Origin of the sequence: Pseudomonas sp. PS01270 (assembly GCF_029959775.1) — a bacterium.
Taxonomy (GTDB): domain Bacteria; phylum Pseudomonadota; class Gammaproteobacteria; order Pseudomonadales; family Pseudomonadaceae; genus Aquipseudomonas; species Aquipseudomonas atacamensis.
The window spans coordinates 14,965-33,432 of record NZ_JASCPT010000064.1 but is presented as its reverse complement, the minus strand read 5'-3'; the positions used below and the strand labels follow the sequence as shown (position 1 = coordinate 33,432).

21 protein-coding genes are annotated in these 18,468 nt (G+C 60.5%); all 21 read right to left on the bottom strand.

Annotated elements, in window-relative coordinates; genetic code table 11:
• Positions 1-110 precede the first annotated feature (110 nt).
• Complete coding sequence (locus QMX86_RS17665) at positions 111-1,154, bottom strand: phage baseplate assembly protein (RefSeq protein WP_282386561.1); 1,044 nt, start codon at positions 1,152-1,154, stop codon at positions 111-113.
• Positions 1,155-1,157: 3 nt separating this feature from the next.
• A complete protein-coding gene (locus QMX86_RS17660) occupies positions 1,158-2,396 on the bottom strand; it encodes a DNA circularization N-terminal domain-containing protein (RefSeq protein WP_095180509.1) in 1,239 nt (412 codons plus the stop codon).
• Positions 2,393-4,282, bottom strand: coding sequence for a phage tail protein (locus QMX86_RS17655; protein WP_282386565.1), 1,890 nt, complete (start codon positions 4,280-4,282; stop codon positions 2,393-2,395). The genes QMX86_RS17660 and QMX86_RS17655 overlap by 4 nt, the downstream gene beginning before the upstream one ends.
• A gap of 130 nt (positions 4,283-4,412) precedes the next feature.
• On the bottom strand, positions 4,413-4,709 hold the full coding sequence (locus QMX86_RS17650; protein WP_024011858.1) for a phage tail assembly protein: 297 nt from the start codon (positions 4,707-4,709) through the stop codon (positions 4,413-4,415).
• Positions 4,706-5,053 carry a phage tail tube protein gene (locus QMX86_RS17645; protein ID WP_007908779.1) on the bottom strand — a complete coding sequence of 116 codons (348 nt, stop codon included), beginning with the start codon at positions 5,051-5,053 and terminating at the stop codon, positions 4,706-4,708. Before QMX86_RS17645 ends, QMX86_RS17650 begins: the two co-directional genes overlap by 4 nt.
• Positions 5,054-5,120: 67 nt before the next feature.
• Positions 5,121-6,617, bottom strand: a complete 1,497-nt coding sequence (locus tag QMX86_RS17640) for a phage tail sheath subtilisin-like domain-containing protein (RefSeq protein ID WP_073475983.1) — start codon at positions 6,615-6,617, stop codon at positions 5,121-5,123.
• Positions 6,617-6,799 (bottom strand): DUF2635 domain-containing protein, encoded by a 183-nt coding sequence (locus QMX86_RS17635; protein WP_016771429.1) that lies wholly within the window; start codon positions 6,797-6,799, stop codon positions 6,617-6,619. Before QMX86_RS17635 ends, QMX86_RS17640 begins: the two co-directional genes overlap by 1 nt.
• Positions 6,796-7,380 (bottom strand): hypothetical protein, encoded by a 585-nt coding sequence (locus QMX86_RS17630; RefSeq protein ID WP_282386570.1) that lies wholly within the window; start codon positions 7,378-7,380, stop codon positions 6,796-6,798. The genes QMX86_RS17635 and QMX86_RS17630 overlap by 4 nt, the downstream gene beginning before the upstream one ends.
• Positions 7,381-7,528: 148 nt before the next feature.
• Complete coding sequence (locus tag QMX86_RS17625; RefSeq protein ID WP_282386572.1) at positions 7,529-8,581, bottom strand: phage late control D family protein; 1,053 nt, start codon at positions 8,579-8,581, stop codon at positions 7,529-7,531.
• Positions 8,582-8,590: 9 nt separating this feature from the next.
• Positions 8,591-8,803, bottom strand: coding sequence for a tail protein X (locus QMX86_RS17620; protein WP_073475989.1), 213 nt, complete (start codon positions 8,801-8,803; stop codon positions 8,591-8,593).
• Positions 8,796-9,179, bottom strand: coding sequence for a phage tail protein (locus QMX86_RS17615; protein ID WP_110645914.1), 384 nt, complete (start codon positions 9,177-9,179; stop codon positions 8,796-8,798). Before QMX86_RS17615 ends, QMX86_RS17620 begins: the two co-directional genes overlap by 8 nt.
• Positions 9,179-11,440 carry a phage tail tape measure protein gene (locus tag QMX86_RS17610; RefSeq protein ID WP_282386578.1) on the bottom strand — a complete coding sequence of 754 codons (2,262 nt, stop codon included), beginning with the start codon at positions 11,438-11,440 and terminating at the stop codon, positions 9,179-9,181. The genes QMX86_RS17615 and QMX86_RS17610 overlap by 1 nt, the downstream gene beginning before the upstream one ends.
• A 128-nt stretch (positions 11,441-11,568) precedes the next feature.
• Positions 11,569-12,150 (bottom strand): phage tail assembly protein, encoded by a 582-nt coding sequence (locus tag QMX86_RS17605; protein WP_282386580.1) that lies wholly within the window; start codon positions 12,148-12,150, stop codon positions 11,569-11,571.
• Between the two features lie 152 nt (positions 12,151-12,302).
• Positions 12,303-12,809, bottom strand: a complete 507-nt coding sequence (locus tag QMX86_RS17600; RefSeq protein ID WP_039762530.1) for a phage major tail tube protein — start codon at positions 12,807-12,809, stop codon at positions 12,303-12,305.
• Positions 12,809-13,975, bottom strand: a complete 1,167-nt coding sequence (locus QMX86_RS17595) for a phage tail protein (RefSeq protein WP_160768312.1) — start codon at positions 13,973-13,975, stop codon at positions 12,809-12,811. The genes QMX86_RS17600 and QMX86_RS17595 overlap by 1 nt, the downstream gene beginning before the upstream one ends.
• Positions 13,976-13,977: 2 nt before the next feature.
• Complete coding sequence (locus tag QMX86_RS17590) at positions 13,978-14,163, bottom strand: hypothetical protein (RefSeq protein WP_039762525.1); 186 nt, start codon at positions 14,161-14,163, stop codon at positions 13,978-13,980.
• 100 nt (positions 14,164-14,263) lie between these two features.
• On the bottom strand, positions 14,264-14,881 hold the full coding sequence (locus QMX86_RS17585; RefSeq protein ID WP_110645910.1) for a hypothetical protein: 618 nt from the start codon (positions 14,879-14,881) through the stop codon (positions 14,264-14,266).
• Between the two features lie 9 nt (positions 14,882-14,890).
• The gene (locus QMX86_RS17580; RefSeq protein ID WP_282385279.1) at positions 14,891-16,504 is read right to left on the bottom strand and encodes a phage tail protein; all 1,614 of its coding nucleotides are present in this window, start codon (positions 16,502-16,504) and stop codon (positions 14,891-14,893) included.
• Positions 16,505-17,140, bottom strand: coding sequence for a phage tail protein I (locus QMX86_RS17575; protein ID WP_282385281.1), 636 nt, complete (start codon positions 17,138-17,140; stop codon positions 16,505-16,507).
• Complete coding sequence (locus tag QMX86_RS17570) at positions 17,137-18,132, bottom strand: baseplate J/gp47 family protein (RefSeq protein WP_122704943.1); 996 nt, start codon at positions 18,130-18,132, stop codon at positions 17,137-17,139. The genes QMX86_RS17575 and QMX86_RS17570 overlap by 4 nt, the downstream gene beginning before the upstream one ends.
• Positions 18,129-18,461 carry a phage baseplate protein gene (locus tag QMX86_RS17565; RefSeq protein WP_016771443.1) on the bottom strand — a complete coding sequence of 111 codons (333 nt, stop codon included), beginning with the start codon at positions 18,459-18,461 and terminating at the stop codon, positions 18,129-18,131. The genes QMX86_RS17570 and QMX86_RS17565 overlap by 4 nt, the downstream gene beginning before the upstream one ends.
• Positions 18,462-18,468 lie beyond the last annotated feature (7 nt).

The window sequence follows — 18,468 nt, the reverse complement described above, 5'->3', positions numbered from 1 at the left end:
AGCAGGGTGGGAGCGAGCCTGCTCGCGAACGCGGCGGGGCAGGCGCTGTGATGTTGAGGCTGGCGACGCTTTCGCGAGCAGGCTCGCTCCCACAGGGTTCGGGGTCAGGCTCAGGTTTTTTTCGGGGGCGTCGGATCAGGATCAAAGGTATGCGGCGGGGCAACTTGCAGCGTGGTCACCGAACCTTGCGCCGACAACGAATAAGTGACCTTGGAAATCAGCATGTCACCATCGAAATCCAGCACCGGGTCCTTGACCCTGACCAGCGTGTTATGGCGCCACAAATCGCCATTGCTCTGCCGCCAGCCCTGCACCTGATAGGTGGTGGTCTGCGCACGGCCCATGCGAGTCGCGCTTTCCCATTGGGCACGCTGCTGCGCCAACTCAAAGGTCAGTTGCGTGCCTTCGTTGATCACCGTGGTGCGCCGCCGTTTGAAACTCAGGTCGGCCGCCGTCGACTCGACTTCGCTGACCGCCGCGCCGCTTTTCGCATCCGAGCCTTTCTGCTGGCCGATCACCCGATACTCGGAGAACACCTGGCTGAAATCCATTGGCGCACTGGCCGACAAGATATTCTTGCCCAGCTCCAGCGCATCGCTGGCGCGGCCGCCGCTGCCGGGTTTGGCCAACACCAACTGGCCCAGCTCGTTGTCGGTGGAAAACACCCGCAGCAGCGACAGCAATCGGTCGATCGACTGGAATGCCGTTTCACCCGGCACGATGGTGTGTTTGGTCAGGCGTGTGGTGTCGCTGATTTCATTGACGACCCACAGTCCATATTCGCTCGCCAGATCGCGGACGATAGTCAGCAAGGGTTGTTGCTGCCATTGGCTGGGCAGGTTACGGGCGGCGCAATCGACCAGATCCTGGGTTTTCGAACTGCCTTCGATGGTCAGGCTGATCTGCCGCCCGTCATAGCGGATCGGTGCCTTGAACACGTAACCGGTGAGCACCAGATCCTTGCCGATTTTCACCTCGCAGGGGTCGCCGGGTTTAATCGGTTTGCTCACCGCCTGCCCCGGCCATTGCCAGGTAATGTCGAGCTTGAAGGTGCGGAACTGACGCTCGAGATCGGCGGTGATTTCGACGCTTTTCCAGCCGCCGTATTCCATGCCGTTAACCGTCAGTGTGACGTGGTTATCCAACTCGTCCATGGTTCACTCCCTGGAGACTTTCACATCGCTTTGCGGGAGGTACAACGGATTGGTCACGCCGTTGCGCTGCACGACTTCGGTGACTCGCGTGGCGTCGCCAAACTGTTTGTACGCTATGACCAGTGCTGGAAGGCTTTCCTGAAAGGATTTGCTGACCAGTCGCACGCCCGAGGATGCCACGGCCTTGAGGTGCGCAACCAAGGCATCCTGCACGTCACTGATAGCTTGATAGTGATCAGGATCGGCCTTGTTTTTCGCCCCTTGCAGCGCCTCCACCAAATCCTTTTGCAGCGCCTGCAAATCATCCGTGGCCGGGACTTCCGGGCGGGTGACTTGCTGATGGGCCTGCTGAGCAACGGTGGGCGTCGACGGCAGTTGCAGCGCTCGGGTGGCCACTGGCATCGATGCGACCCACTGCGCCACTTTGACGATCAGCGTGTCCTGCACCAGATCGGCCATCGCCTGCGCTGCGGCATTGGTGTCCTTGCCGGTGGTGATCTTCGGCGCATCAGCCTTGCGAATCGCTTCGAGTTGCTGCGACACGTCGGCGATCACGCCACGGTAGCCTTCCTTGGCGAACGCTTTCAGTTCCTGGATATCGCCGAGCAAACCGTTGAATTCCGCCGCCACTTCCTTGGGCAGCTCTTTCACGGCTTTGACCAGTTCAGTGATCTGGCGGTACTGCTCGATCAAAGGTTTCAATTGCTCCTTGATCACGTCATAGACGCCGGTAAGGCTGTTGCGCAGGTTGGTGATGCCGATCCGCGCAGCCTTGATCAAAGTCATCGCCTGTTCGAAACGCGCCACCGCTGAACCCAGCAGACCGTCGGCCTTGGCCAGGAGCACTTTCTGCGTGCTGACCGTGGCTGTCGGAAACGGCAGGGGTTGGTCGGGATAGAACTTCAATGCGAACGTCACCAGCCCACCGTCCTGGCGGGTGTGGGTCATGTCGCATTCGCCGACCTTGACTTGCAGGCGTCCAAGCCACGGATGCACCAGCTCGCCACGCCCCTGCTCCAGCGCCTTGAGCAGCTTGTCGCGCTGCTCAAGGCAATCGGGGCCGATGATGAACGCGGTCAGATCGTGAGTCTTGGCCTGCTGGCCGAGGTCCTCGAAAAACGGCAGGTCGCGTTGCGGGTACTCATGCAACTGTCCTTTGCGCCCGACCGGGGTTTTCGCCTGGTCGATCCAGAAACCGACACCGCGAAAGGATGCCGGCAATAAACGGTCACGCCAGTTCATTGGGAACCTCCCATCGACAGCGAGCGATAGCCGATGCGTGAAGACACGGCCAGGCCAGGTTGATTGGTTTGCGGTTGTTCGGTGCGCAGGCCGGCCGGCGCATTTTCGAAGCGCACGGTCAGACCGCCTTCGAGTTGCGTACGGTTGTTGGCGGCACTTTGCTGGATCAGCGCGCTGGAGGTTTGTGGCAACGAGCCGCTTTGCAGTGTGCCATTGCCAGCAGGCGCCGGGCTGGCAGCGAAAAACGCCGGCGCCAGCTCACCCTTGCCTTCGGCATTGGTCTCGCGTTGCGCTTGGGTCAGCGTTTCAACCTTGCCGGTGACCTTGGCGATCAGTCCGGCGAAGCCACCGTCGAACAACTCCTTGATCGGCGCAATGACGGTTTGCAGCTTTTGCCACAACTCGCCGAACCACTCGGTGATCGGCCCCCAACTCTCGATGATCTGATCCAGAGGCTTCCATTCGAACAGGCTGTGCAGAAAGTCCGCGACCGGCGCGGACAGCGCCAACACAACGCCCCAGATCGCCGAAAAGACTTCACCGATCGGCTGCCAATATTGGGCAATCTGCTCCAATGGCGACCACTCGAACAGGCTGGTGAAAAAGCCTCTGACCCGCTGCACAGACGTTTGCAGCGCCATCCAGATCGGTTCGAAAAACCCGACAATCCCACCCCAGGCGCTGGTGAGCATTTGCATCGGGAAAAAATCGAACAGTGCCCGCAAAGTATCCCGGGTGCTTTGCACAGCCGATTGCAGCGTCGTCAATATCGGCTGGAAATACGCAACAATGCCTCCCCAAGCGCTGGTGATCATCTGCATTGGCGAGAAGTCGAACAGCGACACGAGGAATTCTTTAGCCGGTAGCGCGACTTCTAGCAGGCCGCTGAACATCGGTTCGAAGAACCTCACGACACCACCCCACGCATCGGTAAGCATCTGCATCGGCGAGAAATCGAACAGGTTTCTGAGAAATGCCATCACCGGCACACTCAAGGCCTTGAGCAATTCCCAGATCGCCGAGAACAGGCCGGTCAGCGGCCCCCAGTTTTCAATGATCATCCCCGCAGGCGACCACGAGAAAACCGACTTGAAGAAGTCGATCACTGGCGCCGTCACGGCCATCACCTTGTCCCAGACTCCGGAGAAAAATGCCGTGACCGGTTCCCACAGCGCAGCCAGTGCCGCCAGCGGTCGCCAGTCGAGTACCGAGCGCAACGTCGCCATCGCACTCGCCCCGATGTTTTTCACGCCCTCCCACATCCCTGTGAAGAACGCGCTGATCGGCGTCCAGTTGGCCACGATCAAACCGGCCGCCACGGCAATGCCCATGGCGATCAGCATGATCGGGTTGGTCTTGAGCACCATGCTCATGACGTCCATCACCTGCGTCATACCGGTGACCGCGGTTTGCATAGCGGAGAAGGCAATCGCCCCCGCAGCCAGGCCTTCGACCAGTTTCGGATTGTCGGCGAGCAGGCTGCCGACCTGCGTCAGCATCGGCTCCAGTCCGACCACCAACGCCCCCACCGCCGGCACCAGGGCAGCGTCCACCGCCGCCGAAACCTTCTGCATCGACGCGCTGAACACGTTCATGTTCTGTGTCGCTACTGTCGGCGCGGCGGGCAGATCGACGGTTTTCGCCGTGTCGCTGACTTCGCTCAATTTGCCCTGAAACGCCGCCGCCGACTTGATCCCTTCCACGAACGGCGTGATCACGCTGCCGCCGTTGAACAGACCACTGACGTCCAGCTTGCCGAGGCCGGTCTGCTCGAGATTGTTCTTGAAACTTTCGACCTTTGCCCGCAGGGCGCCGAGTTTGGGCGACAGGTCATCGATGCCCGTGATCAGCACCGGCGTTTTCACTTTGCTTTGTTCGTCTGCCATCACTGCACCTGCTGCATCGCATTGATCCGTTGCGCGTGCTCCAGCGATTCGCGGAGCACATCCAGTGGCCTGGCCATCATCTGTTCGGGGTCAACCTTCCAGAACCAGGCCAGGTCATAGGCGACGGCGATCAGGTCGGTGATGGCGCCGACGCCGCACTCATGAAAAAACTCGCGACGGCCCAGCTCAGCGCATTGAGGTCAGCCAGATCGAGCTGGTTCACCGACGACGGCGGGATGCCGGCGCACACGGCGATGTATTTGGCCGCCACGTCCATGTCGAGGCTGACTTCTTCGCTCTTGTCGATCTTGTACGGCAGCGCCTTGATCGCTCGCACTTCCTGCACCGTCGGACGGCGCAGAACGAGTTCGGTCAGAGGCTCGCCGTGGGCTTCGATTGCTACTTGAAGCTTCACGGCGGCGCTCATTGCCAAGTCCCCTTGATGCCTTCGAATTTCAGTTCGATGGTGGCGTCGTCGCCCTTGGAGACTGGCTCCTCGACCAGATAGGCGCCGGCCAGCACGTAGACTTTGCCGTTGCTGAACTCGCAGGTGACGGTGATATCAGTGCCTTCGATCAGCTTCTTCAGCGGGAAGTCGGCGGTGTGCAGCGCGGTCACTTTGAACGACGGTGCGATGTCGGTTTCCTTGTAGAAACCGGGCACGACGGTTTCACGTTTGACGGCCATCAGCGGGGCTTCGCAGCCGCCATTGATGGTCAGTTGTGCGCCGTCGACCTTGACGTAGCAGGTGCCTGCAATCAGTTGACCCATGGTGTTTCTCCCTTCAAATAAAAAGCCCACGCGAGGTGGGCTGCATGCTTAACGCCGACTGCGCGGATCAGGCCGCGTCGTCGTACTGCAGACGGAACTGGTTGAGCAGTGCGAACACGCGCAGGCCGTTGATGTAATCCGGCGGGAACAGCACGTTCACGCGGCTCGGGTCCTGCACGTCGCGCTCGACGATCAGGTGCTCGGCGAACAGCTCGGCGTTCTCCACATGGCCTTCGAGTTCGAGCTTGGCGTACTGCGCGATCAGCTCGCCGCGAATGGTCGCTGGCGTGACGATAGGCTGGCCGGCGCCGAAACGGGTGCCGTCGGAGGCCAGTTTGTGGCGGCCGTATTTGCTGGTGATCACGCTTTGCAGACGACGCACGATGAACGCCGACTGGTGCATGGTTTCGCTGTCCAGATAGGAGTTGTCGGCCTGGCCGTAGGCGTTCTTCTGGTAGGTGGTGATCGAGCGCTGGATGCGCACGTAACCGCCTTCGTAGTAAGCAGTGGCGATGCCGTAGTTGAGCAGCGACTGACGCTCGGTCAGGGTGAAGCGCTCGCTGGCCGGCGCCGGGTCAACGCCCGGCAGGCTGCCGCTTTGCGTCGGACGGCTGGCGTCGGCGGAGATGAACACCGCCGTGCGCGCAGCCAGCGCGGCGGCCTGCACCCAGAACGGTTGCGGTACGCCCGGCTCCAGCGCCTGAATGGTCATGTGCTGATCGTTGCGCGCCTGGCCTGCGGCGACCAGCGTACCGACCGTGCCGCGTTTGGCGCTGTAGACGTGACCGAACAGTTGCTTGGCCCACGACCAGCGCCCGGTGCTGTCATCCATGACCGCTTGCCAGGTGTTGAGGGTGGCCAGATCGGACCACGGCAGCGCGATGAATTCGAACGGCTCATCGCCTAGAGCCGCGACGGCGGCGATCTGATCCGGCACACCGGCGCCGCCGGTCATGGCGCTGATTGCGCTGGTCAGACCGGCCGGAGTTTCTTCGCCGTTGCTCTTGCCCAGGCGATTGAATTGCAGGCTGATGTCGTTACCGCTGTCGCCGGTCCATTTGGCGTTCAGGGTGACCACACCTTCAGCAGCGGCAGCGCTGACCGGCAGGTCTGCAGTGGCGTTGATTTTCTGCGCCAGTGCGGTGGCCGCTTGCGCGGCGGTGGCGCCGTTGACCACGGTTGCCTGCACACGCACGCCGCCGACGTACAGGTTGAGCATGCCCGCCTGAGTTGCGGTGCCGGTCAGGGTCAACACACCTTTGGCGATAGCGCCTTCGGTGTTGTGCAGCGGCAGGCACCAGATCTCGCCGATCGGGTCTGCCTTGCGGAAGGTCTCGTACATCGAGGCGAGCATCGAGCCCTGGCCGCCGATGCTTTTCGCCAGCGCCACGCTGGAAACCAGCACCAGCTTGCCGACTTCAGTCGGGGCAATATTGTCGTTGACCTGCGCGACGATCAAACGGCGCATGGCCGAGGTCGCGCTGTTGGCGGCCGAGTTGTCCATTTCGGCATAGAACAGCGGCACACGAATGTCCGCCGGGATGTTGCTGAATCCGATCGCCATTATTTGGCTCCCTGTGGTTTAGCCGCTTTTGCGGTTTTGAGTGTGATATCGCCGTCGGCCAGACGCCGGCGCCACCAGGCGCTGTCCAGCACGTCACGGCCGGCAGCCGGCAACAGGTCGCCCGCCTCCGGGTCAGGTACGACACGGCCAGCGGCCGGCACTACGGTGATGCGGTTGCTCATGGGGTTACGTCTCCAGAGAAAGTTATTTCCACCCGGCCATCCGGGCCCGGGCGTTGCAGGTTGGGGTCAGCCGGATCGATCGCATCGGCCCGCACCGTCATCCCGGTAAAGGACGACAAAGCGTCCAGTTCGCGCTCATGCCAACTCTCCGCAGGCTGACTTGGCAGATTGCGGCCGAGCTGGAACTCGGCATAAAAGCGCAGCCGATAGAAGGCGCGGCTGCTGTTGATCGAGACCATCTCGCCGCCGTCGTAGACGATGGCGCTGTAGTCGGCATCGGGCTTGAATCCCACCAGCGCGCGCCACAGTTCAGCGCGCAGGTCGTGCAACCCATCCAGCGCTTTTGTAGCGTCGGTGGAGTCAAGCACCAGGACGATTTCGAAGCGGTCGCGGATCGGTTGGGTGGTGAGGTTTTGTGCACTGCCAGGACTGGCCAGATCGGCCAGCGGCAGTACGTGAGCTGAGGGTGTCGGTAGATCGGTGTTGCTTTGCAGCAACGCCAGATCGACACCCACCGAAATATGATTGGCAAGCCCAGGGCATTGCCCACGCAGTTGCGTGAGGATCGGGGTGATCTTCATGGGGTGTTCCAGAGTTGAGTCAAATGCGGTCTGCAGATCACTGCAAACACCTGTGGGAGCGAGCTTGCTCGCGAAAGCGGTGTATCAGTCGAATCGTGTTTTGAATGACAGAATGCATTCGCGAGCAAGCTCGCTCCCACAGGGATCTTCACCGCTGTGAAATTGAGGTGAACCAGTCTTTGGAATCGGCCTTGGGATCCAGGCACGACGCATCAATCAGGCAGCGATAGCTGTTCTCGCGACTGCCGCTGGCGGTGACCTTGTCGATCGACCAGCGTCCGCGCATGAAGTCCGGCCAGCTCTCATCGAGCAATACCAGCCCTTCGGCCGCCAGGCGCGGATCGCCCGGGCAGGTGATTTTCACTTTGTACTTCTGGCGCAACATCTTGCGTACTTCGCCCTCGCCAACTGCGATGGCATCCGCTTCGCTGGGCTGCTTCTGGCGCAGCGTCTTGAACGGCGCTACGCCCGTCTCGACCCAACGCAACACCCCGGCCGCCGCATCCCAGAAACAGGTCTTGCAGCCCTTGGCCTGCTCGCGGGCTGATTCTTCCAGCGTGGCGCTGATGAATGCGTGATCGCCGGGGCGATTGTTGTGGGTAACCGACAGCGTCACGTCCGGCAGAATCTGCCCCGACAACGACTTGGTCTGCCCGGGCCGCGCCAGCACATAAACATCGCCGTAAGGCTTGGCGACGACGTTGTATTTTTTCGCCAGACGCGTGACAAACCCCATGTCGGTCTCGTTGGACTGGTCGATGTGCTCGATGCGTATCAACGAAATCTCCGGCGCGACCCGTGGCGAAAATCCGTGCAGCTCCACCAGCTTGCGAAATAATCCACCCAACGTCGTTGGCCCATGACTGGCGGTGCGGCGCTGCTTGAAGCCGGTTTCATCATCCTTGCTGAATGGCGCCGCAGTGGCCACCAGGGTGAGGCGAAACGGAAACAGTGTCGGCGTCAGACGCGTCACTTTGAACAGGCCTTTATCGACCATTGCGGTTTCTCGATAACCGACTTGCAGGCCAATCTTGCCGCCCAGATTCGGCAACCCCTCAATCCCCTCCAGATCGATAGTCAACGTCAGTTGATCGGACTCGAAACCGGCGGCGTCGATGTGCTCCCAACTGATCAGGCGCTGATTGAGCAGGGCCGCGTTGGCCCCGTAGATATTTACTGCCGGCGTGAATCCCAGTGCCATGCAACCTCCTTAATCCCAGGCCGTCGCCGCCTTGATCACGGCGGGTTTCACATCCAGTTCCGGCAGCACGACCCAGACACCAGCAGGCAGAATCGGCCCGTGTTCGGCCAGGGTCGGGTTGAGCTTCCACAGCGCTTCTTCGGCAGCGTCATCACTGCGACCGGTTTCGCGGTAGAGCAGCAGATTCACCGAATCACCGGCCACACTTCGTGCTTTACGCATTGTTGAACTCCGCCAGTTCGATGACCCAATCGACTACCATCGCCGTACCGTCATCGATGATCTGGGTCTGGGTTTCCTGCACGCTACTGATCCGCCACAGGCCCCAGTTTCGACCAATCCCGTCGATCAACGGCAGCGGGATACGCAGCGCCTGCAAAGCTCGCAATTCATCGAGCCGATCCATGGCTATGGCGTACATCGACTTGCCGGTAATGGTCAGGGTTTCCGGTTTCTGTCCGGTCTGGCTGGACTTGGGTTTGCTGGTGAGGATCTGTATCTCGGTCCAGCCGCCGTCAGACTTGCGCAGCAACTGGTGGTACGCAAAGTTGCGCGACAGGCCGAAGATGAAATTGCCCAGTGCCATTTGTTGTTTCATCAGGCGACTCCATCGGTCAGGGCCGCGTCGCGGCGGGTGGCGAGGGGGTTGGTACTCATTGTCGACATGAACTGAGTACTGAAATGGTTTTGCATCACTTGAGAGATCACCGCGCCGACTTTTTCCGAGCTGGCGATTTCGCTGCCGCTGATCTGAATCGACGGCGCATAGGTGATCTGCTGGTTTTGCGTCTGAGCGTTGCTCAGGTCCTTGGCCACTTGCGCGGGAGGCGCGAGTTTGTCCTCGGCAGGCTTGCCCCATTGTTCACCGACGTAAGAACCGAGCATTCCGCCCAGAGTCCCACCGAGGAATGTCCCAATACCGGGCGCAATGAAGGTACCGATCGTGGCGCCAATGGCAGTGCCGGCCAGCTCGCCGGCGGCACCTTTGACCGCTTGGTCATCGCCTTCGCGCCAACCTTTCAGTCCGGTATAGGCCGCGTGCGCGATGGCCAGCGGCGCTCCCAGTTTTACCGCTGGCAACGCTTGGGCGATTTTGGGCATGACCTTGGCGCCAACGCTTTCGACCAGGGGCATAAGCTTGGCAACGGGCCCTTTGAGTCGCGATGCCATCTCGCTGTTGCCCAGGCCATCGGCGAACAGTTTGAAGCCCGTTTTGATGTCATCAAACAGAGGCGCGACCTTGGCCGTGAGCCCACCCAAACGAGTGCTCCCACTGGCGCGTGGAACTGTCGTGCGCGCCGATGTTCTGGCCGGCGTGCGTCGACCCGGTCGACGACCCGCTCGTTTGTTTTTCCGCCCGCCATCAGAGACATCGTCACCGACGATGGCATCAGCAATATCGGGGGGCAATCGCGTCGTCGCCAGACGTAACAGCTTCACGGAAACGATGTCGATGACTGACGCAACGCCGGTTTTCAGCGCCCCGCCAACAAAAGGAAGAGCAGCGGCACCAAGCAGAACCAATCCTGCAGTAAGCGCCGGGAAAGCCTGCGCCGCAGTACTCACGCCATTGGCCAGCGCGGTGAGCACCACTGCGGCACCATCGGCCAACGGCGCCAATGCCGTGCCGAATGCGGTGGTCATCCGGGTCAGACTCGCATCGAGCGCATTCCAGCGCCCTTGCGACGTATTGCCAAATACTTCGGCGGATTTCGCGGCTGCCCCCGAATCGGCGCCCAGTTCCGATGTCGCGTATTGGCGCTTGTCGGCCACTTGGGAGAATGCGTTTTTTACATCCTCTGGTTTCTTCAGCAGTTCAAGAACTCTGACGTCGTTTTCGCCAAACAGCGTCTTCGTCAGTGTTGCCCGTTCTTGCAGCGGTTGTTTATTGAGTGCAGCAAGCACCGAGTTGATGGCAGCGGGAGCGTCCTTGCGCATCTCTCCTGCCAACGATTCGGGATTCAACCCTAACTGGCTCAGAGCCGTACGTTGCTCCGTCGATGCATCTGCGCCCTTCGCCAGCAGCGAAGTAACACCCTTCAACGCGGCGCTGGCGCCCTCCTTGTCTGCGCCACTGTTGAGCAGTGCCGCCGCAAACGCGGCCGCTTGTTCCGGAGTCATACCGGCAGTAATTGCAGCCTCGCCGGAACGTTGCACGACCGAACCGATGTCGGCGGCCTTGGCATCCAGGCCACTGTTGCCGAGATAGCTCGTTGCATCGGCCAGATCCTGGCTCTGATAGCGATCCAGCTTCAGCGATGAACGCCAGGCCGCCAACATCTCGCCAGCCGTTTTGACGTCCATCCTGAACGCCGCTGCGTTGATCGCGGCATCACGGGAGAACCACTTCAGCTCGTTCGCCCGTTGCTCACCCCTGGCGCCATCGGCAATACCGGATCGTGCTGCGGCGACTTGAACTTGCAACAGGTCAGCGTTGGTTGCACCACTGGCCGCCACCTGTTTCTCGCTGGCGAGTTCCAGAGTGCGTTGTGAATGCGTTTGCAGTTGGTCGTTGCTGATCTTGAGCAACTGATTGAGTTCAACCAGCGCAGTCTCGTTGGCCATCGCCGGCTGCATCAGCTTCGGCGGCGGACGCTGCTCGATCCCGGCGTTGAGTTTTGACTTTGGTTCGCTCGTGGCGGGGGCGGCGGCGCCAACCTTGAACAACAACTGCTGACTGACCAGTAGCTCCCGCAGCTTGATCTGTTCCTGGGTCAGCAAACGAATATCCACGCTTGCCAACGCTAGCGTCACATTCAAATCCTGCAGCGGTTTGCCGAGGTTGTCGGGCAACGAAAATCCGTCCGTTGCATTGCCGCTCTCACCGGCGTACGTGAGCGCATATTTGCTCTCTGCCATGCCGCTCTACTCCTGTTTCACGCCAAGGCGAGTGATCGCTATGTCGTAGCGGCGCAACGCCTTTTCGGCGTCCCATTCCAGAATCTCCGCCTCACTTACCGGGTAAATGAGCGGGACGATATCGAGGATTACTTCGATGTCGCGTTCCGAAAGTAGGCCGCCGGCTGGTTTAAAAAATCGTCGATGCGCACCTGCAATTGCGTCCAGTCCGGGACGGTGAGCTGGGCCAGATCGGGCATCATCAGGCCGGTGCAGTGGGCGGTGATGAATTCGGCGCGTTCCTTGGCCGTTTTCAGTTTCTTCATCACTTTGGTGGCGCGCAGCACGGGCATTTCCAGGCTCAGCGAGTCGACGGTGCGGCCGGTGACGGCGAGCGGTTGCAACAGTTGAATCTTGTCTGGATCGACAGACGTTTTCCCGTCTTCCATCTGTTCGAGAAAGTATGAACTCGGCCGGGTCGACATCTCATGGACGTACTGGGCGATGCTCACGTAGTCCGGACGTTTGAGCTGATCGAGTTCCTTGACCGACAGGCCGGTGGCGAGCAGCGCCAGCTCGAAGAACTGATCGTCTTCGTCATCGCCGGCGCGTTCCAGCGCTTCTTTCTGTGCGGCGTAGAGCAGCGGTTTGAGCTGGATCGATTCGATCTGCGAGCCATCGTCGCCGGTGATCGGCGACAGCAGTTCGTGTTGGGGTGGCATCCACGGCATGTATGAATTCCTTGGTGATTCGTTTAGATCCACTGTGGGAGCGAGCCTGCTCGCGAAGGCTTTGGCACATTCGAAATTGATATAACTGAATGACCGCTTTCGCGAGCAGGCTCGCTCCCACAGGGTTTTGTGATTTGCCGGTAAACCGAGGTTTACGGCATCAACACCGCGCGCCGTGCATCACCAAGGATGTCGACGCCGTTGAGCACGAACTTTTGCGTGCGCACGTCGATGTCGATCACCGGCACGCCGTTTTCCAGGCGGTTGTAGGTGCGGCAGGACAGTTCCAGATTGGTCTTGGGCTTCTCGCCCATTTTCACTGCGGTTTCCTCAAGGGATTTCAACTGGCCGCCGACGGTGTGGTAGGTGAACCAGGTGTTGCCATCCTGATCCTGACCGGCTTCACGCACGTTCAGCAGAATGTCGTCGCCGAGCTTCACGCCCAGCGCCAGCAGTACTTCGGCACCGAGGCCTTGCAGGGTCAGCTTGGCGCCGAGCGCTTTGCCGCCCTTGGCCATTTCTTCGACGATGAAGCGCCCGCCGCGCATCTCTTCCATGTCGAATTCGATTTTCGGCGGGGTGAATTCCTCAACGGTCGCCGACAACGGCAGGCCTTGCAGGGTGGCCGCGATGGCCTGTCTTACGCGGTTGGTAAACATTAGAGAACGTCCTCCAGGAACTGCTCGATGATTTCATCGCGGGCGTTGAGTTGATACACCATGTGTTCGTTCGGCGCGTAGCGGCCGTAGTCGATGACCACGTACCAGGTGCCGTTCTTGTACTTCTCGACGCTGTTGAGTTCCGGGTGCAGATACACGCTGCCGCCGGGAATGGTTTCGTCGGCGACCAGGGTCTGCAGCCAGTCGTTGATGCGCTTGACCTCCTGATCCATGAAGGATTTGGTGAGGTTCTTGGCCATGGCTTTCTGGCCGGCCTTGACCAGCTTGCGGCTGATCGCATCTTCGAGGCCGACGTAGCTGATGAACTTGCCGGTGATCGAGCGGTTGCCCAGCAGCGAGAAGCCGCCAAGCACGGTGCGGGCGTAGTAGCTGACGCCGTAACGGTTGAGCAGATCGCCTTCGGTGGACGTGTCGAGGATGTTGTACTCGACGACCCGCGAAACATCTTCGGCGAAGGTCACCTGGTTGCCCGGGCTCTCCCACTGCTTGACCTTGGCCAGCGCGGCAATCGCCAGACTGGACGGCGACAGGAAGACGTTTTTCTTCGCCGCTTTCGAATACACGGCGGGCATGTTGTGCACCACCAGGCAACGGTCGAAACCGAGTTCGGCGCCGCCGAGTTCCTGGCTGTACAGCACCTGATCGGCCACCGACACATCCTTGCCGTCCAGCACCACGCGGGCCTTGATGCGCTTGCCGAACGAGGCGAACTCACCGGCCACCGCTTTGCTGCCGGTGAAGCCCGGCGCGCCGATGATGGTCAGGTCTTCCGGGACACTGCCCAGTGCCGCCAGACCGAGCTTGCGGCCAGTGGCCGGCTCGACACCGCCGATCACCGCGTTGACCGTATCGGCCGGGGTCGCGCCTGCTTCGACGATGACCACGTAAACCGGCACTTTCACCACTTTGAGGATCTGGTAAACGGCGTGATACAGCGTGCCCTCTTCCGATCCGGTCGGATCGAGCAGCGCGTGGGTGGTGAAACTGTTGATGCGAAACGGTGCGTTTCGCGGAATCAGCGGATCGGCGTTCGGCGCAGTGCCGACCAGACCGATAACGTTGTCACCCAGGCCACCCATGGCCTCGGGGGATTCGGTGGCATTGACGGTAATGCCGTTGTGCTCGAAGTTCAGAACCTCAGCCATGTTCAGTCAGCCTTCTTGGCAGCGGCCTTTTTGGCCTGGGTGATAGGGGTTTTCGGCTCAAGTCGACCGGCAAAGTGCAAGGCACTGGCCTCGACATCGAGCAGATCGAGTTCTTGACCAACGCTCGACCAGTGCCCACCGCCGGTGGGGAATGGAACGAGCACGGTGTAGGTTTGGCGGGTTGCCATTTTTCGTTTCTCCATAAACGGGAAAGCCCCTCGGGAGGGAGGGGCTTTGGCGGGTGTTGAACAGCTGGTGTCGGGAAAACGTTGCCCTGACTCGGGACGCTCATTGAATCGAGGTAACAGCCTGGATGGGGTCAACTCGGTGATCTGCCGAAAAACGCGGGCTGCCAACGGCCGACTGAATATTTGAGATCACCTCGTCAGCGATCTGCCTGGCCTCATCGGCTGCACCCGCTGCAAGCTTGTGCCTGATCGACTCTTTCGCCTCCAGGCGCCGCTCTCGGATAAGGTAAAGCCGTTCTGCATATTGGGCGGCTTCGGTCAGGATGTCATCGGCAGCGTCCTGAGCCGTGCGCCCCATGATTGCCCAGGCAGCAACGCTGCGCGGCACCGCGTCGGCCGGATAGCCATTATTTTTGAAGGCTAGCGCCTCGGCAGCAGCTCGCTCGTATTCAACTGCGCGCAATGGATCGCCTGAAACAGCCTGCCGCGCTTGATCAGCGTACTCATCAATCCTTGCGCACAAGTCCGCGAGGGTGGGCATGGGCTCGCCGTCATGCTCCCATTCGCCATTCCATTCGCCGGTATCGGGAATACGCGTCCCTTTGAAGCGGGGATTCCAGCACGGTTGAGGCAATTGCGCGCGAGTCCAGTTCATCGCCCCCTCCGGAGCGTCGGCGGCATACAGAAACTTGCCATCCTGATCGATCACAAAAATCATATTGCCTCCTTAAACCGCTTGAACGCAGAAACTGAATTGACAGGCGAAGCCACCCGCGCCTGCAGTGGAGCCCATCGCATAATCCAGAACGACCTCGCCTGTGACTTCCGCTCGCCACGACAGCCACCCAAATGCGAGGGGACTGTTGGTCGCCCAGTCTCCCGTTCCACACATTCTGGTGATAGGCCGAAATCCAGGCGGAAGGGTAAACATGACCAATGGATCGATACCGTTACTGACCCAACGTGTAGCGTCGATGCTTACGTAGACATTGCCGTTGGCTTTCCAGTATCGAGTTGCATTGCCGTCGGCAAAACCATTGACGAGCGCGGGCACCCTCAGAGTCGTCGCAGAAAAGTTCGCAAAAGCGGTGCTGACTACGCTGTTGGTCTGCGCCTGCGTGTAGCTGTCGGTGATTCCGTATCCCGACAACGAATTGGGTTTGCCTGAAGTGATCTTGCTCCAGTCCAGAGCGGGGACATCCGATGCGATCAGGTTCCCGCCGCTGGTAGCCAACCCTTTGGCATTAACGGCAATTTTTGTGTAAGTGCCGGCAGAAACGCCCGAGTCGGCCAACGCTAGTGAAATGTTGGCGTTTGCCGAGCCGTCAAACGAAGTGCTACCGCTAGCCGCGCCGGAAATGGCAATGCTGCGCGCCGTTTCAAGCTTGCGAGCGGCAACCGCTGTGCTATTGATCCCGAGGGCGTCGGTGATGCCGAACCCAGCCAACGTTTGCGGATTCGCACCTGCTGTCGCCCGACCGTATTCATCAACGGTCAGACTCTTGTAAGTCCCGGCAGCAATCCCGGTTCGCCCGGCGAGCATCTTGAATTGCAGCGCGGTGGTGCCGAGGGTGATCGGCGCATTGGTGGTCAGGTGCCACAGCGAATCACCGTTCGCCGTGCCCTCCTCCACCATGACCGTCAGACCCGGGGTGACCTTGGCGCTGGTGTTGGCATCGGTGGCCCGCACCCAGTCGCCATTGGCAACAATCCACAGGCCGTTGTCCTTGGCCAGCGTCTGGCTCGGCAGCAGCACACGATCGCCGGCAATTACGGCAATACCATCAATCTGCTGTGCGCTGTTCAGTACGACATTGCCAGTCGCTGCGGCGCGCACCGATTGTTTGCCATCGAGCTTGCCGAGTTCTTCGGCCAGATAACTCATGACCCAGGCACGAGTAGCCTTGACCACGGAGTCATCAATCAACAACGTCACCAGAGACGCATTGCTCGTTTCGAAAATCGAGCGAATGTAAAACTCTTTGCCCGATCCCGACGTCGCCAGCACCGGTTTAAACGACTCCGGGTATTTGACGATGGCGTAGAGAATGCCGGTGTCGGTCCACAGCCCTGCTTCGCGCACATACCAGCCGCCAACATCCGGCGGAATAGTCACTTCGGCGAGCAGCCAGCTCGGGTTTTTCTCGTCCTGGAACAGCGCATTGAGCGGCCCGCGCCAGACTTCGCGTTTCAGCGCAGTGGCGGTCGCGGCCGGGTTGTAGACCGTGCCGCCGCCGTCGCCGACGGATATCTGCGTCAACTTGATCGGCGTGCCCGCGGCTTTACACGCCGTTTCGTAGGCAATCCCTGCGTTGGTGAGCAGGGTGTAATAGTCAGCCATTCAGGCCCCCTGAGGATAAATAGTGGATGTTTCGACGGTGTACATGCCGGCAGCCATGAACGCCTCGCCAGAGGTTTCAAGACCTTCGATGAACACCGGATAAACCGTGGTCAGTTCGCCGCAGAACGTCGCGGCGCCGATGACGTGACTGCCGAACGCGCTCAAGCCAACGGAGACCGTCAGCACATCGCGTTCGCTCTTGGCATCCGCCAGGCGTCGGTCGAGACGTGCATCGATTTCTTCGCTATAGGGTTGTTCGCTGAAGGCACGCACAGAAAAGCTGTACGGCACGCCGGGCGGTGTCTGTTCGTACCAGGCGCGTATCTCGGGTCTTAATTGCAGACCCTTGGCGGCGTTTTCCAGGGCCTTGCGAGTGCCGGCCTGGCGGGCGGTGGGCCAGGCCAGTTCGACGGTGAGGCGCTTCTCCGCCACCGGCGCATCAGTGCTCCATTCGGCGACTCCACGATCGGCAGCCAGATAAGGCAGGAAAGCCACTGGCGTTTCGCTGGGGTTCATCAATTCCGGGAACGGCGGTGCGATGCGATCAAGCAAGGCGCCGAAGCCCAGATCCAGTCCGCGCTCAAGTGCCGAGCTGTTGGCTGGCAGTAAGGTCGGGCGCCGAGTTTTTTCACTCATAGCGTCAGCACCTCGACTTCGACCGCTGTGCAATACGGCGCCTGAAACGCGGTGGTGACGATCGGCGTCAGCGGTTCGAGAATCTGCAGTTGCACGGCGCCGGCGCTGTGCAACGTGTAGTCGATCCAGCTCGGATCGACCCGGCCTTCGAGGCGATGGCAACTGTCGGCATACGCTTGCAATTGTGCTTGCGCCGCGACCTTGGTCAGGCCCGAATCGGGACCGGAATTGATCTTTGCGACGACGCGGATTTTGTAGCGCTGGATCTCGGCCGCTTTGACGGTGACAAGGTCGGTTTCCGGGCGCACGTCGGGACGAGCAAAGTGCTGACGGACGCCGTCGAGCAATGCTTCGGAAGGCGTACCATCGCCGTCTCGAGAAAGCACGGTGACTTGCACTTCGCCCGGCGCAGTGCGCCGCCCGTTGCCATCCTTGAGCTGCGCGGCGTGGCCGTCCGGATTGAAGGTGTAGGTCACATTCACTACACCGGCGTCGGTGGATTCGACCTGAACTGTTGGCCGCTCGCCGAGGGTGAACACCTCGCGGCGATACTGCATCCGCGAACCCGCCGCCGGTGCATGGGGCGCGAGGTAATAACGCAGCCGAGCGTCGTCATCACTTTCATAAATCGCCGGCACCGACGGGAATGCCGCCGGGTCGCCGGGATCGAGCAATTGCCGCTCAAGGCCCATGTCCGCCAGCCGCGCATCGAGATTGCTGCCGGTCGCCCACCACGCCAGCATCTGCTTGATGCGTGCATTGTATTTACGCTCATGGGTTTGCAGACGCACGCAGAACGCTTCCAGCGCGAGGGTCAGCAATTCGCTTTCGTTTTCCAGACTCGCCTTGAGTTTCACGGCGCTGGCCGGCGAGCGAGCCCCCACGTATTCGATGACGAAAGTCTTGAACTCGGCGAGCAAGTCTTCGAACGCTTCGACCGTGATCAGCGCGGGTTCGGCCAGCTGATTCTGGCCAGGTATCAGCATGCTCATGTCAGCACCTCGAAGGTTTGTTGGCGGTTTTTCCAGGTGCCGGCGAAGCGCAGCAGCAGGCCGTCGCCGTGACGGCTGGCGACAATCACTTGCGGCTGAAAATCGTCGATGCCGTTTTGCGAGTTGTAGAACGCCTGGGCGGCGTGGCTCTGTGCCAGAAGCAGAATGTCGTCACCGAGGTTCTGCCCGAGGAGAGTGGGAATCAGCGAACCGTACAAAGGTCGTTTCTGCCGGGTGCCCAGCGGTGTGGTCAGGGCTCGGGTCGCGCGCTGCACGAATTGCAGCCAGTCGTCGACCGTAGCCCCGCTGTCTCTATCGATTCCGATCATGGGAGGC

Excerpts from the sequence above, each read along its gene's own strand:
- QMX86_RS17665 (WP_282386561.1), bottom strand. The coding sequence starts at position 1,154 with ATGGACGAGTTGGATAACCACGTCACACTGACGGTTAACGGCATGGAA.
- QMX86_RS17660 (WP_095180509.1), bottom strand. The coding sequence starts at position 2,396 with ATGAACTGGCGTGACCGTTTATTGCCGGCATCCTTTCGCGGTGTCGGT.
- QMX86_RS17655 (WP_282386565.1), bottom strand. The coding sequence starts at position 4,282 with ATGGCAGACGAACAAAGCAAAGTGAAAACGCCGGTGCTGATCACGGGC.
- QMX86_RS17650 (WP_024011858.1), bottom strand. The coding sequence starts at position 4,709 with ATGAGCGCCGCCGTGAAGCTTCAAGTAGCAATCGAAGCCCACGGCGAG.
- QMX86_RS17645 (WP_007908779.1), bottom strand. The coding sequence starts at position 5,053 with ATGGGTCAACTGATTGCAGGCACCTGCTACGTCAAGGTCGACGGCGCA.
- QMX86_RS17640 (WP_073475983.1), bottom strand. The coding sequence starts at position 6,617 with ATGGCGATCGGATTCAGCAACATCCCGGCGGACATTCGTGTGCCGCTG.
- QMX86_RS17635 (WP_016771429.1), bottom strand. The coding sequence starts at position 6,799 with ATGAGCAACCGCATCACCGTAGTGCCGGCCGCTGGCCGTGTCGTACCT.
- QMX86_RS17630 (WP_282386570.1), bottom strand. The coding sequence starts at position 7,380 with ATGAAGATCACCCCGATCCTCACGCAACTGCGTGGGCAATGCCCTGGG.
- QMX86_RS17625 (WP_282386572.1), bottom strand. The coding sequence starts at position 8,581 with ATGGCACTGGGATTCACGCCGGCAGTAAATATCTACGGGGCCAACGCG.
- QMX86_RS17620 (WP_073475989.1), bottom strand. The coding sequence starts at position 8,803 with ATGCGTAAAGCACGAAGTGTGGCCGGTGATTCGGTGAATCTGCTGCTC.
- QMX86_RS17615 (WP_110645914.1), bottom strand. The coding sequence starts at position 9,179 with ATGAAACAACAAATGGCACTGGGCAATTTCATCTTCGGCCTGTCGCGC.
- QMX86_RS17610 (WP_282386578.1), bottom strand. The coding sequence starts at position 11,440 with ATGGCAGAGAGCAAATATGCGCTCACGTACGCCGGTGAGAGCGGCAAT.
- QMX86_RS17605 (WP_282386580.1), bottom strand. The coding sequence starts at position 12,150 with ATGCCGTGGATGCCACCCCAACACGAACTGCTGTCGCCGATCACCGGC.
- QMX86_RS17600 (WP_039762530.1), bottom strand. The coding sequence starts at position 12,809 with ATGTTTACCAACCGCGTAAGACAGGCCATCGCGGCCACCCTGCAAGGC.
- QMX86_RS17595 (WP_160768312.1), bottom strand. The coding sequence starts at position 13,975 with ATGGCTGAGGTTCTGAACTTCGAGCACAACGGCATTACCGTCAATGCC.
- QMX86_RS17590 (WP_039762525.1), bottom strand. The coding sequence starts at position 14,163 with ATGGCAACCCGCCAAACCTACACCGTGCTCGTTCCATTCCCCACCGGC.
- QMX86_RS17585 (WP_110645910.1), bottom strand. The coding sequence starts at position 14,881 with ATGATTTTTGTGATCGATCAGGATGGCAAGTTTCTGTATGCCGCCGAC.
- QMX86_RS17580 (WP_282385279.1), bottom strand. The coding sequence starts at position 16,504 with ATGGCTGACTATTACACCCTGCTCACCAACGCAGGGATTGCCTACGAA.
- QMX86_RS17575 (WP_282385281.1), bottom strand. The coding sequence starts at position 17,140 with ATGAGTGAAAAAACTCGGCGCCCGACCTTACTGCCAGCCAACAGCTCG.
- QMX86_RS17570 (WP_122704943.1), bottom strand. The coding sequence starts at position 18,132 with ATGAGCATGCTGATACCTGGCCAGAATCAGCTGGCCGAACCCGCGCTG.
- QMX86_RS17565 (WP_016771443.1), bottom strand. The coding sequence starts at position 18,461 with ATGATCGGAATCGATAGAGACAGCGGGGCTACGGTCGACGACTGGCTG.